Genomic DNA, 14769 nt, shown 5'->3' on the forward strand with positions numbered 1-14769 from the left:
ATATTCGATTCAATCTACTGATTTTCATCAACCATATTAGAATAACACATTTTTTTTGTAAAGTAAAGTTACTTGACAAAAAAAGATGAAAAAATTCTCCTGTCAGTCCTAGCAGACAGGAGAAGGTGTTAAATATCAATCTCAAATGGTTCGTCAATGGTTTCTGATACGTATTTTCCGTCTTTCTTCCGTTGTTTGACACATTCTGTGAGGAGATATTCGATTTGCCCATTGACTGAACGAAAGTCATCTTCTGCCCATGATGCGAGTGCAGCGTATAACTTTGTTGAGAGTCGAAGGGGGATCTGCTTCTTTTTAGCTTCAGCCATCTTTAGTAAAGACTTCCTGTGTTGACAATTGGTTGTGCATCATGATTGCCACAGAGTACGACAAGGAGATTTGAAACCATGGCAGCTTTTCGTTCTTCGTCAAGCTCTACCAATTCCCCTTCATTGAGTCGTTCTAGTGCCATTTCAACCATTCCTACAGCACCATCCACAATCATCTTACGGGCATCAATAATGGCAGATGCTTGTTGGCGTTGAAGCATGACAGCAGCAATTTCTGGAGCGTAAGCTAGGTAAGTAATACGTGCTTCAAGGATTTCCAAGCCAGCATCCTCAACACGACTTTGGATTTCCTCACGAATACGGTTAGCTACAATCTCACTAGAACCACGGAGACTACCTTCATCTGCTTGCCCGTCACCTGTAGTATCCACATTAGGAGAGACATCGTAAGGATAGATGCGGACAATATTTCGGAGGGCGCTATCACATTGCAATGAAAGATATTCTTTGTAGTTGTCCACATTGAAGACTGCTTTGGCTGTATCAACAACTCTCCAAGTTACCGCAATCCCGATTTCTACGGGATTTCCTAGACAATCATTGATTTTTTGGCGAGAATTGCTCAAGGTCATAACCTTGAGGGAAATCTGTTTTTTGCCAATTTCAATGTTTACATCATTGCCATTTGATGATTTCATTCCTGACAAAGGAGATTTTGTGCTAACATCACCACTTTGTCCCAGTCTAGTGTGATTTGCAGGGTTGACTGCTACGCTGAAGGGATTAACAAAGTAAAAACCAGGTTCTTTGATGGTACCTGTATAGTTACCAAAAAGGGTCAAAACCAGAGCTTCCTGAGGTTTGACAACTTTTAAACCAGCATGAGCTAGGCCTGCAATTAAGCTTAATAAAAGTCCGATAATAATTCCAAAAATGTTTTCCGAACCAACACCCATTATAAATATAAAGATACCGAGTACGAGCGCCAATTCAATGAGAATCAATGCGAATACACCATTTGGTTTTGAATTGATTAGTTTTTCAGTCATAAGAATGACCTCCTATTATTTGATATCTAAATGATATCACTTTAATTTATAAAGTCAAGAAATAAATGTAACATTTTTAAAGAAAATATTTCTGTATAGAATTTTCTGAAAATTCAAGAATTTTCTTCTGTTCATTGCTTTTAAAATGTGCTATAATAGTAAAAACTGAAATGGGAGGGAATAAATGACTGAATTAGATAAACGTCACCGCAGTAGCATTTATGATAGTATGGTAAAATCACCAAACCGTGCCATGCTTCGTGCGACTGGTATGACAGATAAGGACTTTGAAACACCGATTGTTGGGGTGATTTCGACTTGGGCGGAAAATACACCATGTAACATTCACTTGCATGATTTTGGTAAACTGGCTAAAGAGGGTGTCAAATCTGCAGGTGCTTGGCCTGTGCAGTTTGGGACTATCACTGTAGCGGACGGGATTGCTATGGGAACGCCTGGTATGCGTTTCTCTTTGACATCTCGTGATATCATTGCGGACTCAATCGAGGCGGCTATGGGTGGTCACAATGTGGATGCCTTTGTTGCTATCGGTGGCTGTGATAAGAACATGCCTGGTTCTATGATTGCCATTGCCAATATGGATATTCCAGCTATTTTCGCCTATGGTGGAACCATTGCACCGGGAAATCTTGATGGCAAAGACATTGACTTGGTTTCTGTTTTTGAAGGTATCGGAAAATGGAACCATGGGGACATGACAGCTGAGGACGTGAAACGTCTTGAATGTAATGCCTGCCCTGGACCTGGTGGCTGTGGTGGTATGTACACAGCTAATACCATGGCGACTGCTATTGAAGTTCTAGGTATGAGTTTGCCAGGCTCTTCATCTCACCCAGCTGAATCAGCTGATAAGAAAGAAGATATCGAAGCAGCAGGACGTGCTGTTGTTAAGATGTTGGAGCTCGGTCTCAAGCCATCAGATATCTTGACTCGTGAAGCCTTTGAAGATGCCATTACTGTAACTATGGCTCTCGGCGGTTCTACAAACGCCACTCTTCACTTGCTTGCCATTGCCCATGCTGCCAATGTTGACTTGTCACTTGAGGACTTCAATACGATTCAAGAACGTGTGCCACACTTGGCTGACTTGAAACCATCTGGTCAGTATGTCTTCCAAGACCTTTACGAAGTCGGTGGTGTGCCTGCGGTTATGAAGTACTTGCTGGCAAATGGTTTCCTTCATGGAGATCGCATCACATGTACTGGTAAGACTGTCGCTGAGAACTTGGCTGACTTTGCAGACCTTACACCAGGTCAAAAAGTCATCATGCCACTTGAAAATCCTAAACGTGCAGATGGTCCGCTTATCATCTTGAACGGGAACCTTGCTCCTGATGGTGCGGTTGCCAAGGTATCAGGTGTTAAGGTGCGTCGTCACGTTGGACCAGCTAAGGTCTTTGACTCAGAAGAAGATGCTATTCAGGCCGTTCTGACAGATGAAATCGTTGATGGCGATGTAGTCGTTGTTCGTTTTGTTGGACCTAAGGGTGGTCCTGGTATGCCTGAGATGCTGTCACTTTCATCAATGATCGTTGGTAAAGGTCAAGGAGACAAGGTTGCCCTCTTGACGGATGGCCGTTTCTCAGGTGGTACTTATGGTCTGGTTGTTGGACATATCGCCCCTGAAGCTCAGGATGGTGGACCGATTGCCTACCTTCGTACAGGCGATATCGTTACGGTTGACCAAGATACTAAAGAAATTTCCATGGCTGTATCCCAAGAAGAACTTGAAAAACGTAAGGCAGAAACTACCTTGCCACCACTTTACAGTCGTGGTGTCCTCGGTAAATATGCTCATATCGTATCATCTGCTTCACGCGGAGCCGTGACAGACTTCTGGAATATGGACAAGTCAGGTAAAAAGTAAATTCAAAAAGCAAGCCAACTTCGGCTTGCTTCTTTTCATCTTCAAAAGTGATTTGCCTGCTTAACGAGGTGGCAGTCCAAGGGCAATACGGCCGTAGCGACTGATTCGTGTGATTTTCCAAGCAGGCGACCAGGTAACTTCAACCTTGACATCTTCGATACCCTCGATTTGTTTGAGACCTGCAACGATTTCGATAGGCAGGCTTTCGGCACAATCGCAGGCAGTATCGGTGAAGGTCATGACAATTTTGCAGAGGCCTGTTTCGTCTAGATTGATCTCATAAATCAGCCCTAGATTGTAAACATCCAATTCCACATCTGTATCAAAAACCTTCTCTAGCTTTTCGATAATTTGGTCTTGCAAGGCCAAAGCGCGGTCATTGATTTTGATATCCTCTCTCATTACAGTCCCTCCACGTGATAAATATCCTCTATTTTCTCATAATTCTGACAATTTGGCAAGTTTTTGATGAATTTTCTGAAAAGACTCTCTTGAGATTTTCTTCTCTTACTGTTTTAATCCCTTTATTTATGGTAAAATAAGACTATTAAGTTTAAAGAGGATTCCCTATGAAATTACAAAAACCAAAAGGAACGCAGGATATTTTACCTGCTGAATCTGCCAAATGGCAGTACGTTGAGGGCTTTGCCCGTGAGATTTTCAAGCGCTATAACTATGCAGAAGTGCGCACGCCTATTTTTGAGCATTACGAGGTCATCAGTCGCTCTGTCGGAGATACAACGGATATCGTAACCAAGGAAATGTATGATTTCTATGACAAGGGTGACCGCCATATTACTCTCCGTCCAGAAGGAACTGCGCCCGTTGTCCGTTCCTATGTAGAAAATAAACTCTTCGCCCCAGAAGTGCAAAAGCCAAGTAAGTTCTACTACATGGGACCTATGTTCCGTTATGAGCGTCCACAGGCAGGGCGTTTGCGCCAGTTCCACCAGATTGGTGTTGAGTGTTTTGGATCTAGCAATCCAGCTACCGATGTGGAAACAATCGCGATGGCAGCCCATTTCTTGAAAGAAATCGGTATCCAAGGTGTCAAATTGCACCTTAACACTCTTGGAAATCCTGAGAGCCGTGCGGCCTACCGTCAAGCCTTGATTGACTATTTGACACCGCTCAAGGAGACCTTATCTAAAGATAGCCAACGTCGTTTGGAGGAAAATCCTCTCCGTGTCTTGGACTCTAAGGAAAAAGAAGACAAGGTGGCAGTGGAGAATGCGCCTTCTATCTTGGACTTCCTTGATGAAGAAAGTCAAGCTCACTTTGATGCTGTGCGTCAGATGTTGGAGAATCTTGGAGTAGATTATATCATCGATACCAATATGGTGCGTGGTCTAGACTACTACAACCACACCATTTTCGAGTTTATCACTGAGATTGAGGGCAATGACCTGACAGTCTGTGCGGGTGGTCGTTACGATGGTTTGGTTTCTTACTTTGGAGGCCCTGAAACTGCTGGCTTTGGTTTTGGACTTGGCGTAGAGCGCCTGCTTCTCATTCTTGAAAAGCAAGGTGTGGCTCTCCCTATCGAAAACGCCCTAGATGTCTATATCGCAGTCTTGGGTGATGGAGCAAATGTCAAGGCCTTGGAATTGGTACAGGCTCTTCGCCAACAAGGATTCAAAGCAGAGCGTGATTACCTCAACCGTAAGCTCAAAGCTCAGTTCAAGTCAGCCGATGTCTTTGTGGCTAAGACCCTCATCACCCTAGGAGAGAGTGAAGTCGAAAGCGGACAAGTAACGGTCAAGAACAACCAAACCCGAGAAGAAGTGCAAGTGTCACTTGAGACAATCAGCCAAAACTTCTCAGGAATCTTTGAAAAACTAGGATTTTAATAACAGAAAGACTGGTCAGAGAACTACTCTGACCTTTTTCTTTTGCAAAATGACAAAAATCATAAACTTTTTGACAAATATGCTTGTCAAAAAGAAAAAGATGTGTTACAATGTAAGCAAGTTAAGAGAAAAGGAGCAAGGAACGATTATGTGGGCATTAGGATTTGTACCTCTTGTGATTATGTATTATATCTACCATTCCCAAAAGGTCAAGAAACTAGAGAATAAAATCAAAAGAATTGAGCAAAAAGAGAAAGGAAATAAAGAAATGTCAAGATTATTAAAAGAATTGATTGGGAAAACACCGACAATCGTTGGACAATTGTTTGGGACAGATAACTGGGAAGTTGTAGATGTTGATGAGGAGTGGGTCAAGCTACGTCGTGTTGATAAAAAAGGAAAAGAAAAATTCAAATTACAACGCATTGAGGATATCCAAACCGTTGAATTTGACGGAAAGTAGGTGTGTAACATGCAACTTAAAAATCGTCTAAAAGAGCTTCGAGCTCGCGATGGTCTCAATCAAACCGAACTGGCTAAGCTAGCAGGGGTTTCTAGGCAGACCATTAGTCTATTAGAACGGGATGAGTACACCCCATCCATTATCATTGCCTTGAAAATATCTCAAATTTTCAACGAAACAGTCGAATCGGTATTTCGCTTGGAGGAGGACGAGTGATGAATAAGTTTAAAGTGATTTATTATGTAGTGGTCACAGCTCTATTAGTCAGCGTGCTTCTATTGATTGGGATAGACTTAGGCTGGTTTAATCCATATCAAAGTAACCAATTTATTTGGGCCTACTTTGCTCTCATCCCAGTAATTGAATGGATTGAAAAGAAATCCAAAAATCTAGCAAGTGAAAAAGGAGAATGAAAATGAAAAAGAAAAATAAAGGTGGATTGTTATTTTTAATGTCTGTTGTCTTAGGAGGTTTCTTGGGCGGTTTTGTAGGGATGTTTAAAGCTGGTGCCGAATCCAACGGAATTATTTTAGATGTAAAAATCTTAATACCCTGGATATCAGCTATTTGTTTACTGATAGGTTTCATTAGCATTCTTTTGACTTTCAATTTCTTAAAGAAAAGCAGAAAATTTCATTCCTTGTATCAAGAGGAAATGGATGATGACCTGAATGAAATATATTATGTGCAAATGTACCGGAATCTTGAGTTTGGAACCATTGCCTTTAATATTACAACTGTAGCGATTTTATTGGCTCTCTTCATTTCAGTAAGTGAAGTGGTTATACTAAATAGAAGCAATCTAACCTTATCTCTTTCTTTTTTGGGATTAGTGTTGATTTTTAATGTTCAAAAATATTTTTATAAAACCATTGCGATTGTTCGTCAGTTTGATTTGGCATTTTTCTCTACACCAAAGGATGTCTTGGAATATATCAATTCTTATGATGAAGGGGAGCGCCAGGCTAATTTGGAACAGAGTTTTCGGATTTTATTCCAATTAAATCAGTATGTCTTGCCAGTCTTATATATTTTTCTTTTTATCATTTCTTTCTTGACAGGAGAGATTCAGTTACTAGCTTTCTTGCTTGTAGGAGCTATCCATATTTATATCAATGTGATGCAGTTACCTATGGTAAAACGCTATTTCAAATAAAGGAGTTTCTATGATTCGTGTTGAAAATGTAAGCAAAAGTTTTGGGAGCAAAAAAGCTCTTCATCAGATTTCTTTTGAGATTAAGGAGGGCGAAATCTTTGGTTTTCTTGGCCCTTCTGGCTCAGGTAAAACAACTATGATTAATGTCTTAACAGGACAGTTGGCTGCAGATCAAGGTAAAACAGTTTTGTTAGGCAAGAATTCTCAAGATTTAACCTCAAATGATTTGGAACAAATTGGTATTGTTAGTGATGGCAGTGGTTTTTATGAAAAGATGAGTCTTTACAAAAATCTTCTCATCTATGCTAAGCTGTATGGTCTCAAGTCAGATAGAGTAGTTCAGGTGCTTCAACAGGTTGGATTGGCAGATGCTAAAGATACTATCGCAGAAAAACTATCTACAGGAATGAAACAACGAATGTTCTTGGCCCGTGCCCTTCTGAATGCTCCTAAGATTCTCTTTCTAGATGAGCCAACTAGTGGCTTAGACCCTACAACATCTAAGATGATTCATACCCTACTACAAGAATTAAAGCAGGCGGGGACAACTATTTTTCTGACCACGCATGATATGCATGAAGCAACTCTGCTTTGTGATCGCTTATCTCTTTTAAATAAGGGTAATTTAATAGAGTATGGAAGTCCGCAAGATATCATCCAGAAGTACCATGTGGATAAGAAAGTACGTGTGGTTTATAATGATGGACGAGAACAGATAGTTCCATTTGAAGAATTACCACATTTAGACACGACAGATTTGATGATGGTTCACTCTTGTGAGCCGACACTAGAAGAAATCTTTATCAGATTGACAGGAGAAAAGTTAGATGTTTAGAAAATTAAATGCCCTACTATGGTTAAGAGTGCAAGTTCTTATTAGCAATTCAACTTTGTTAGCGACTTTATTGATGCCTTTTGGTATTGCTGTTTTATATAATGAATTTTTAAATAAGAATGGACAATTGAGCCTATTTTTACTATCTTCTAGCTTGACGATGGTCTTGAGCATGGGAAGTGGTTATATGGTATCGATTATGATGGCAGAAGATAAGGAAAAACGAAATCTTAAATCACTCATCCTAAGTGGTGTGACAGCAACAGAATATACTTTCAGTATGCTTGTTCTCCCTATTCTGATAATGTTGGTTGCTATGATTGTACTTCCCATCTATCTTAAAGTAGATGTATCTGGTTATTTATTTGCTTACGTTATCTATTTGCTCCTAGCAACTATTAGTATTATTTTTCTCAACCTTCTAATCGGTGCGGTATCAGATACTCAGTCTAAAGCGCAAGTTTATAGTATCTTCCCTATGTTAATTGTCTCTTTTTTACCTATGATTGCTCTTCAAAATGATACGGTTCAGAAAGTGTTGGATTACTCTTTTATTGGTCCTATTGTAAATCTTTTAAATAAAAAAGGTGGAGAAATATCTTTTTCTAACATCGGTATGTTACTTGCCTGGGTACTTGTATTAGGAATAGCAAACCTCTTTGTATTGAAAAACAGCTATAAAGCAAGATAGGAGATTTATATGAAATTACTTAAAAATTTTGGCTGGTTTCTTCTAGCTGTTCTATCCTTTTTCTTTGGCTATGGTCTGGTTCAGAGTATGGCTCTGTCAGCTCTTGGACTAGGGGCTTCGATATATGGAGTTTTACCACTTTATATCGCCCTGTCAGGAGCCTATGTTTATGGAATTTACAGATGGTATCAGACAGAAAAGGTTAGCATCCAGACGACTGCTTTTAATCGTCATATCTGGTTGCCTACTCTGGTTTTGCTAGTGGCTATTACAGCCCAGTTCTTTTTACCAGAAGATCCGTCGGTCAGTCAACAAATCGTATCTCAACTGACAGTGGAACAGCCTGCATTTGGTTTCTTTATGGTGGTGGTCTTTGCTCCTTTGACGGAAGAACTTATCTTTAGAGGGATGTTGGCACGCTATCTCTTTCCTAAGCAGGACAAGAGCAAACAGGTTCTGTTTCTTCTGGTATCTAGTATTCTGTTTGCCTTGATTCATTTCCCAGGTGATGTGCAACAATTTTTAGTCTATACTAGTCTTGGTTTTAGCTTGGGCTTGGCTTATATTAGCAGAAAAGGTCTGGTCTACAGTATTTCTCTCCACGCTTTGAATAATTTAGTCAGCTTTTTGATGATTCTCATGCTATAATAGAGTCAGGAGGTCACATGAAACGAGTAATTTTATTAGCAGTGATTCAAGCAGTTGTTCTATTTTTCATCATTGGAGCGCTAGCTTATGCTTTCAAGGGAGATTTCTTCTATAACTATCTAGCAGTCGTCTTTGCCCCTATTGCTGGTGTCTTGCGCTTTGGGACAGCTTACACAACGGAGATTGTCTTGCCTCGAAAGGCAGCCGAAATTGCTGAAAAGCGTAAAGCAGGCAACAATTCAAAATAAAAGAGTCCGGTGAAGTTCATCGGATTTTTGTATGGGCGCTAATTTTTAGAGTCTTCACTTGATTTTTAAAGACTGGCAAACTTTTCTGATGATTTTCATGAAGAGCCTGCGCTTTTATGGTAAAATAGTAACAGAATAAAAGAGGAGAGAAACAATGAAACGTAGTATGTATGCTGGTCGTGTTCGTGAGGAACACATCGGACAAGAAATGACCTTGAAAGGATGGGTTGGTCGTCGTCGTGACCTTGGTGGTTTGATCTTTATCGACCTTCGTGACCGTGAAGGAATCATGCAGTTGGTTATCAACCCTGAAAAAGTCTCTGCAGAGGTCATGACAACAGCTGAAAGCCTTCGTAGTGAATTTGTTATCGAGGTGACTGGTCAGGTCGCTGCGCGTGAGCAAGCCAATGATAAGTTACCAACTGGTGCAGTTGAGTTAAACGTGACAGCTCTTACTGTGCTTAACACAGCTAAGACAACACCATTTGAGATTAAGGATGGCATTGAGGCAAATGACGATACACGTTTGCGTTACCGTTACCTTGACCTTCGTCGTCCAGAAATGTTGGAAAATCTTAAACTTCGTGCTAAGGTGACCCACTCTATCCGCAACTACTTGGATGAGTTGGAGTTTATCGACGTGGAGACACCATTCCTTTCTAAGTCAACGCCTGAAGGGGCGCGTGACTATTTGGTGCCATCTCGTGTTAATAAAGGGCATTTTTACGCGCTTCCTCAAAGTCCACAAATCACGAAACAGCTCTTGATGAATGCTGGTTTTGACCGTTACTACCAAATCGTCAAATGTTTCCGTGACGAGGACTTGCGTGGTGATCGCCAGCCTGAGTTTACTCAGGTTGACTTGGAAACGTCTTTCCTTACTGAGCAAGAAATCCAAGATATCACAGAAGGCTTGATTGCGCGTGTGATGAAAGAAACAAAAGGCATCGAAGTGACGCTTCCATTCCCTCGCATGAAATACGATGATGCTATGGCTCTTTACGGTTCTGACAAGCCAGATACCCGTTTTGACATGTTACTTCAGGACTTGACAGAAGTGGTCAAAGGTGTAGACTTTAAAGTCTTTTCAGAAGCACCTGCTGTAAAAGCAATTGTAGTCAAAGGCGCTGCGGACAACTATTCACGTAAAGACATCGACAAGATGACGGAAGTAGCCAAACAGTACGGTGCCAAAGGTCTTGCTTGGGTCAAGGTGGTTGATGGAGAATTAAACGGACCAGTTGCTAAGTTCTTGACAGGCATCCAAGCAGAATTGACAACAGCGCTTGCTCTTGAAGATAAGGACTTGGTTCTCTTTGTGGCGGATACGCTTGAAGTGGCCAATGCAACTCTTGGTGCCCTTCGTGGACGTATTGCCAAAGAGCTTGGCTTGATTGATAACGATAAATTCAACTTCCTTTGGGTGGTTGACTGGCCAATGTTTGAATGGTCTGAAGAAGAAGGTCGCTACATGAGCGCCCACCATCCATTCACACTTCCACAGGAAGAGACTGCTCACGAATTAGAAGGTGATTTGGCGAAGGTTCGTGCCATTGCTTACGATATTGTCTTGAACGGTTATGAGCTTGGTGGTGGTAGCCTTCGTATTAATCAAAAAGACCTTCAAGAACGCATGTTCAAGGCTCTTGGTTTCTCAGCCGAAGAAGCAAATGACCAGTTTGGCTTCCTTCTTGAAGCCATGGACTATGGTTTCCCACCACACGGTGGCTTGGCTATCGGACTTGACCGATTTGTCATGCTCTTAGCAGGAGAAGAAAATATCCGTGAAGTCATTGCCTTTCCTAAGAATAACAAGGCAACTGACCCAATGACACAAGCTCCTTCAACAGTAGCTCTCAAACAACTAGAGGAACTCAGCTTACAAGTAGAAGAAGATGAAACAAGCAAAACGAATTAAGCGGTGGCGCTATTATCTGCGCCGCTTTGCTCATCAAATAAAAATTTTACGTGTCTTACAAAGCATCTCTCGCGAAAAATATGATGAGAAGATTTCAGCTTCTCTGGTCTATGGATTTTTATCAGCAGTAGCGGTCAATTTCTTTTTCCAACCAGGGCATGTGTATTCGAGTGGTGCTACAGGTTTGGCACAGATTATCTCTGCCTTGAGTAATCACTGGTTTGGTTTTCATATTCCGATTTCGCTAACCTTTTACGCCATTAATTTTCCTTTGATGGTCTTGGCTTGGTATCAGATTGGCCATAAGTTCACCGTCTTTACCTTTATCACGGTATCCATGAGTTCCTTCTTTATCCAGTTTGTCCCTGTAGCGACCTTGACTGAGGATCCCATTATCAATGCCCTTTTTGGGGGTGTTGTCATGGGCTTGGGGATTGGTTTTGCTCTTCTCAACAATATCTCCAGTGGAGGTACAGATATTGTCAGCCTGACCATTCGCAAGAAAACGGGGAGGAATGTCGGTAGTATTTCTTTCTTGGTAAATGGAACCATCATGCTGATAGCAGGTTTGACCTTTGGTTGGAAATACGCTCTCTACTCTATGATTACCATCTTTGTCTCTAGCCGTGTGACAGATGCGATCTTTACCAAGCAAAAACGCATGCAGGCCATGATTGTGACCAATCATCCAGACAAGGTAATTGAAAAAATCCATAAAAAATTGCACCGCGGAGCAACCATGATCCACGATGCAGAAGGAACCTATAATCACGAAAGAAAGGCAGTTTTAATTACTGTCATTACACGTGCAGAGTTTAATGAATTTAAACAGATTATGAAACAGGTGGATCCAAGCGCCTTTGTCTCTGTATCGGAGAATGTGCATATTCTGGGACGATTCGTTGAAACAGAAAATTAGTAACTAAAAAACCAGCGCGAGCTGGTTTTTATTTTTCGATAATTTTATGGGCAATTAACTGACGATAACAAATTTGCTTATTGCTTTTAGCATCGTTGATAATCTGGAGGATAGTTTCAAGAGAAACACGACCAAGTTCTAAGCTATTGATATCGACATAGGCCGCCAAGTTGAGCTTGGGATTGACCGAGTCAAAGCTGAGAACAGGGACATCCAGTTGGTGCTTAGCAATATAGTCACAGACCCCTTCGGCTAGGAGGCTATCGGTTGTAATGATAGCATCAATCTGCGGGTCATGCTGAAAGAGGAGTTTACTAAATTGGTACCCTTTTTCCTCTAGAAATTCATTTGCAAAGTAGGTCAGATTGTCATCAAGAGGCAGTTTGTATTGTTTGAGTGCTGACTCATAGCCTGTTAAACGGTCTTGCGTTACGAAGAGTCGCTTAGTCCCTCCAATGAAGGCAATTCGTTTGCAGCCTTTTTTGATAAAATATTCGGTTGCATCAAAACCAGCTTGGACATTGTCATTATCGACAAGAGGGATAAAGGGTGAAATGGATTTTCCTAGGATGAGGAAGGGGAACTGCTCATCAGCGACCAGCTTGACCAAGGGATCCTCCTCTTCGGCATAAAGGAAGATTAAACCATCCACACGTTTACCGTAAACCATCTGTGAAATAGCTTTAAGGCGCTCTTTTTCATCTTTACCTGTTGCAATCTGAATAGCATAGTGGTTTTCAGAAGCGACTTGGGCGATACCACGGAGGACAGATGGGAAGAAAGGATTTTGATAGAAGGCGTCTGAGTCGTCAGGAAGGACCAAGCCGATAACTTGGGTATAACTACTTACCAAACTACGAGCGTTGAGGTTGGGGTGGTAATTAAGCTCCTTCATAGCTTTGCGAACGCGTTTTTTTGTTTCATCGCTAATGGTTGATTTGTTTTGAATAACACGGGTTACGGTTGAAGGTGAAACACCAGCAGCCTTGGCCACGTCTTTAATCGTAACGGGCATAAAAATCTCCTATTTATGGTAATCTGGATCACGGAAATGCGTTTTATAAAAGATAGTGACCAGATACAGAACAAAAAGAATGTTTTGTACAGTGATGAGGTTTGACATATTTTGGCCAAAGAGTCCCAAAATAAGTGTAATCAGAGTTGGTAATCCTAAACAGTTCAAGATAAAATGGTAGCACTCTTTAAAGGTTCTAAATGAAAAGAGGCGTGATTTCTTAGTGATATAAAGGAGAAGACTCGCTCCTAGAGAGACAATGAAGAAATTCAAACCAAAGAGAAAGCTGGCACCGAGAACTAGGAAGAGACTGATATAGACACGATTCTGCTGATACCAGTCTTTAGAAATGGCTTGGGTCAAGCTATCTTTATTTTTGAAACTCTCAGTCTCAATCGCTCGGTAAGAGACACGGGTCAGTTCTTTACTTTCCTTGCTGATGACGAGCTCATTCGTATCGAAATGCAGTTGCAAGTCCTTAGGTAATTCCTTGCTTTGACTTGGACCGATCACAATAGAATGCGCGTGACTAGCTGTTCCAGTATAAGTTAATTTGCCATCAACAATTCTAACGTGTTCAGAGAGATCTTGGACAACCTCATCTGTCAATGGTTCATAGACATTATCGATAAAGGTTTCTAGCGGATAAGTCTCCTGTGAGCTGTTTTGGATGGCAATGGGTACCATAGACAAGCTGATAAGGAAGATACTGGTAAAGAGAAGCTGAAACCAGTTGAGTCCGAAACGTTTGGATAGGGGCTTACGAAATCCCCAAATACTTGAAAAATATGAAAATGGATATGGAAGCATTTGTATCTTTCTAAAAGGTGTTTTCTATATGAGTATTATTATATAGAGAAATGTGCTTTATTTCAAGTCTAGGAGACAAATTGCTTGATACAAGGATAGTTTTATAGTCACAAGCTCCAAAATGAAAAAGGGTGGCGGGGATATATTATCCCTTGTCGCCACCACTTGTAAGTCCTGAAACAAAGTTCTTTTGTAGGAAGAAGAAGAGAATACAGATTGGAAGGGCGATGAGGATAGCACCTGCTGAGAAGTAGGCAATCTTCATGTTCTTCGCATTGTTAACAAAGGTTTGGAGACCAACGGCAACAGTAAAGTATTCTTTCTCACGAAGCAAGAAACTAGAGAGGATGTAGTCCCCGAAAGGTCCCATGAAGGCCCAGAGAGCTTGTACGGCAACCATTGGGCGAACGAGTGGAAGAACAATTTGCCAGAAGCGGCGGAAGTGTCCTGCACCGTCTAGTTTTGCAGATTCATCTAGAGACATTGGCACTGTATCGAAGTAGCCTTTCATGAGCCAAGCATTCATCGGGATACCTCCACCAACGTATAGGAAGATGAGGAACCAGCTGTGGTTAAGGGCGTTCAACATAAGCGCCATAACGAAGAAGGCTGTCAAAGCGGCCATGGTTGGCACCATTTGGATAATCAAGAAGAAAACCAAACTTTGTTTACGAGCCAAGAAGTTGTAACGGCTGTAGGCATAACCAGCAAGTACGATGATACTTGTTTGAACAGCCATAGTAATCAAGGCGATAATCAACGTGTTGAGGTACCAAGTACCGTACAAGGTTTCAGAGAAGAGTCCTTGGAAGTTAGCAAAACTAAAGTCGACGTTGCTGTCTAGTTTAAAGGCTACTACGTTACCAGTCTTGAAGGCTGACATAATGGTAATCAAAAGTGGATAGATAATCACGATTGAAAGGCCAACTAAGTAGAGGTATGTAAGGGTTTGAGTCAGTCTACGTTTGAGTTTAATTGAGTTATTCATC

General features: G+C 41.2%; 18 protein-coding genes. 12 read left to right on the forward strand and 6 right to left on the reverse strand.

Features of this window, described 5'->3' with window-relative positions; translation table 11 throughout:
- Nucleotides 1-128 precede the first annotated feature (128 nt).
- Nucleotides 129-329 carry a type II toxin-antitoxin system antitoxin gene (locus tag FJN11_RS09815; RefSeq protein WP_000796544.1) on the reverse strand — a complete coding sequence of 67 codons (201 nt, stop codon included), beginning with the start codon at nt 327-329 and terminating at the stop codon, nt 129-131.
- Nucleotides 330-331: 2 nt separating this feature from the next.
- On the reverse strand, nt 332-1339 hold the full coding sequence (locus FJN11_RS09820; protein WP_004269911.1) for an SPFH domain-containing protein: 1008 nt from the start codon (nt 1337-1339) through the stop codon (nt 332-334).
- A 184-nt stretch (nt 1340-1523) separates the two neighbouring features.
- Here FJN11_RS09820 and ilvD point away from each other — a divergent pair, with 184 nt between their 5' ends.
- Nucleotides 1524-3227 (forward strand): dihydroxy-acid dehydratase, encoded by a 1704-nt coding sequence (gene ilvD / locus FJN11_RS09825; protein WP_101782273.1) that lies wholly within the window; start codon nt 1524-1526, stop codon nt 3225-3227.
- A 60-nt stretch (nt 3228-3287) separates the two neighbouring features.
- Here the strand turns inward: ilvD and FJN11_RS09830 are convergent, their stop codons facing one another.
- Nucleotides 3288-3629, reverse strand: coding sequence for a metal-sulfur cluster assembly factor (locus FJN11_RS09830; protein ID WP_001206380.1), 342 nt, complete (start codon nt 3627-3629; stop codon nt 3288-3290).
- 167 nt (nt 3630-3796) lie between these two features.
- Between FJN11_RS09830 and hisS the strand changes: the two genes are divergently transcribed.
- The 11 genes from hisS (at nt 3797) to FJN11_RS09885 (ending at nt 11955) form a co-directional block, all read left to right on the forward strand.
- The gene (gene hisS, locus FJN11_RS09835; RefSeq protein WP_125431712.1) at nt 3797-5077 is read left to right on the forward strand and encodes a histidine--tRNA ligase; all 1281 of its coding nucleotides are present in this window, start codon (nt 3797-3799) and stop codon (nt 5075-5077) included.
- Nucleotides 5078-5126: 49 nt separating this feature from the next.
- Nucleotides 5127-5540, forward strand: a complete 414-nt coding sequence (locus tag FJN11_RS09840) for a hypothetical protein (RefSeq protein WP_140224598.1) — start codon at nt 5127-5129, stop codon at nt 5538-5540.
- A gap of 9 nt (nt 5541-5549) precedes the next feature.
- Nucleotides 5550-5756, forward strand: coding sequence for a helix-turn-helix transcriptional regulator (locus FJN11_RS09845; protein WP_020902358.1), 207 nt, complete (start codon nt 5550-5552; stop codon nt 5754-5756).
- Nucleotides 5756-5953 carry a hypothetical protein gene (locus FJN11_RS09850; protein WP_049552233.1) on the forward strand — a complete coding sequence of 66 codons (198 nt, stop codon included), beginning with the start codon at nt 5756-5758 and terminating at the stop codon, nt 5951-5953. The genes FJN11_RS09845 and FJN11_RS09850 overlap by 1 nt, the downstream gene beginning before the upstream one ends.
- A 2-nt stretch (nt 5954-5955) precedes the next feature.
- The gene (locus FJN11_RS09855; RefSeq protein WP_181146416.1) at nt 5956-6696 is read left to right on the forward strand and encodes a DUF3169 family protein; all 741 of its coding nucleotides are present in this window, start codon (nt 5956-5958) and stop codon (nt 6694-6696) included.
- 10 nt (nt 6697-6706) lie between these two features.
- Complete coding sequence (locus FJN11_RS09860) at nt 6707-7531, forward strand: ABC transporter ATP-binding protein (protein ID WP_049552231.1); 825 nt, start codon at nt 6707-6709, stop codon at nt 7529-7531.
- Complete coding sequence (locus FJN11_RS09865; protein WP_140224599.1) at nt 7524-8222, forward strand: ABC transporter permease; 699 nt, start codon at nt 7524-7526, stop codon at nt 8220-8222. The genes FJN11_RS09860 and FJN11_RS09865 overlap by 8 nt, the downstream gene beginning before the upstream one ends.
- 9 nt (nt 8223-8231) lie before the next feature.
- A complete protein-coding gene (locus tag FJN11_RS09870; RefSeq protein ID WP_140224600.1) occupies nt 8232-8870 on the forward strand; it encodes a CPBP family intramembrane glutamic endopeptidase in 639 nt (212 codons plus the stop codon).
- Nucleotides 8871-8887: 17 nt separating this feature from the next.
- On the forward strand, nt 8888-9118 hold the full coding sequence (locus FJN11_RS09875; RefSeq protein ID WP_000832185.1) for a hypothetical protein: 231 nt from the start codon (nt 8888-8890) through the stop codon (nt 9116-9118).
- A 154-nt stretch (nt 9119-9272) separates the two neighbouring features.
- Complete coding sequence (gene aspS, locus FJN11_RS09880; protein WP_049552228.1) at nt 9273-11036, forward strand: aspartate--tRNA ligase; 1764 nt, start codon at nt 9273-9275, stop codon at nt 11034-11036.
- Nucleotides 11014-11955 carry a YitT family protein gene (locus tag FJN11_RS09885; RefSeq protein WP_140224601.1) on the forward strand — a complete coding sequence of 314 codons (942 nt, stop codon included), beginning with the start codon at nt 11014-11016 and terminating at the stop codon, nt 11953-11955. Before aspS ends, FJN11_RS09885 begins: the two co-directional genes overlap by 23 nt.
- A 28-nt stretch (nt 11956-11983) precedes the next feature.
- Here the strand turns inward: FJN11_RS09885 and FJN11_RS09890 are convergent, their stop codons facing one another.
- The 3 genes from FJN11_RS09890 to FJN11_RS09900 all read right to left on the reverse strand — a co-directional run bounded on the left by FJN11_RS09890 (nt 11984) and on the right by FJN11_RS09900 (nt 14768).
- On the reverse strand, nt 11984-12970 hold the full coding sequence (locus tag FJN11_RS09890; protein ID WP_140224602.1) for a LacI family DNA-binding transcriptional regulator: 987 nt from the start codon (nt 12968-12970) through the stop codon (nt 11984-11986).
- A 9-nt stretch (nt 12971-12979) separates the two neighbouring features.
- Nucleotides 12980-13780 (reverse strand): DUF1189 domain-containing protein, encoded by an 801-nt coding sequence (locus FJN11_RS09895; RefSeq protein ID WP_140224603.1) that lies wholly within the window; start codon nt 13778-13780, stop codon nt 12980-12982.
- Between the two features lie 145 nt (nt 13781-13925).
- Nucleotides 13926-14768, reverse strand: coding sequence for a sugar ABC transporter permease (locus FJN11_RS09900; RefSeq protein ID WP_049552226.1), 843 nt, complete (start codon nt 14766-14768; stop codon nt 13926-13928).
- Between the last annotated feature and the right edge of the window lies 1 nt (nt 14769).

This window comes from Streptococcus symci, assembly GCF_006385165.1.
Taxonomy (GTDB): Bacteria; Bacillota; Bacilli; order Lactobacillales; family Streptococcaceae; genus Streptococcus; species Streptococcus symci.

Coding starts and splice junctions, on each gene's coding strand:
- FJN11_RS09815 (WP_000796544.1), bottom strand. CDS start 329: ATGGCTGAAGCTAAAAAGAAGCAGATCCCCCTTCGACTCTCAACAAAG.
- FJN11_RS09820 (WP_004269911.1), bottom strand. CDS start 1,339: ATGACTGAAAAACTAATCAATTCAAAACCAAATGGTGTATTCGCATTG.
- ilvD (WP_101782273.1), top strand. CDS start 1,524: ATGACTGAATTAGATAAACGTCACCGCAGTAGCATTTATGATAGTATG.
- FJN11_RS09830 (WP_001206380.1), bottom strand. CDS start 3,629: ATGAGAGAGGATATCAAAATCAATGACCGCGCTTTGGCCTTGCAAGAC.
- hisS (WP_125431712.1), top strand. CDS start 3,797: ATGAAATTACAAAAACCAAAAGGAACGCAGGATATTTTACCTGCTGAA.
- FJN11_RS09840 (WP_140224598.1), top strand. CDS start 5,127: ATGACAAAAATCATAAACTTTTTGACAAATATGCTTGTCAAAAAGAAA.
- FJN11_RS09845 (WP_020902358.1), top strand. CDS start 5,550: ATGCAACTTAAAAATCGTCTAAAAGAGCTTCGAGCTCGCGATGGTCTC.
- FJN11_RS09850 (WP_049552233.1), top strand. CDS start 5,756: ATGAATAAGTTTAAAGTGATTTATTATGTAGTGGTCACAGCTCTATTA.
- FJN11_RS09855 (WP_181146416.1), top strand. CDS start 5,956: ATGAAAAAGAAAAATAAAGGTGGATTGTTATTTTTAATGTCTGTTGTC.
- FJN11_RS09860 (WP_049552231.1), top strand. CDS start 6,707: ATGATTCGTGTTGAAAATGTAAGCAAAAGTTTTGGGAGCAAAAAAGCT.
- FJN11_RS09865 (WP_140224599.1), top strand. CDS start 7,524: ATGTTTAGAAAATTAAATGCCCTACTATGGTTAAGAGTGCAAGTTCTT.
- FJN11_RS09870 (WP_140224600.1), top strand. CDS start 8,232: ATGAAATTACTTAAAAATTTTGGCTGGTTTCTTCTAGCTGTTCTATCC.
- FJN11_RS09875 (WP_000832185.1), top strand. CDS start 8,888: ATGAAACGAGTAATTTTATTAGCAGTGATTCAAGCAGTTGTTCTATTT.
- aspS (WP_049552228.1), top strand. CDS start 9,273: ATGAAACGTAGTATGTATGCTGGTCGTGTTCGTGAGGAACACATCGGA.
- FJN11_RS09885 (WP_140224601.1), top strand. CDS start 11,014: ATGAAACAAGCAAAACGAATTAAGCGGTGGCGCTATTATCTGCGCCGC.
- FJN11_RS09890 (WP_140224602.1), bottom strand. CDS start 12,970: ATGCCCGTTACGATTAAAGACGTGGCCAAGGCTGCTGGTGTTTCACCT.
- FJN11_RS09895 (WP_140224603.1), bottom strand. CDS start 13,780: ATGCTTCCATATCCATTTTCATATTTTTCAAGTATTTGGGGATTTCGT.
- FJN11_RS09900 (WP_049552226.1), bottom strand. CDS start 14,768: ATGAATAACTCAATTAAACTCAAACGTAGACTGACTCAAACCCTTACA.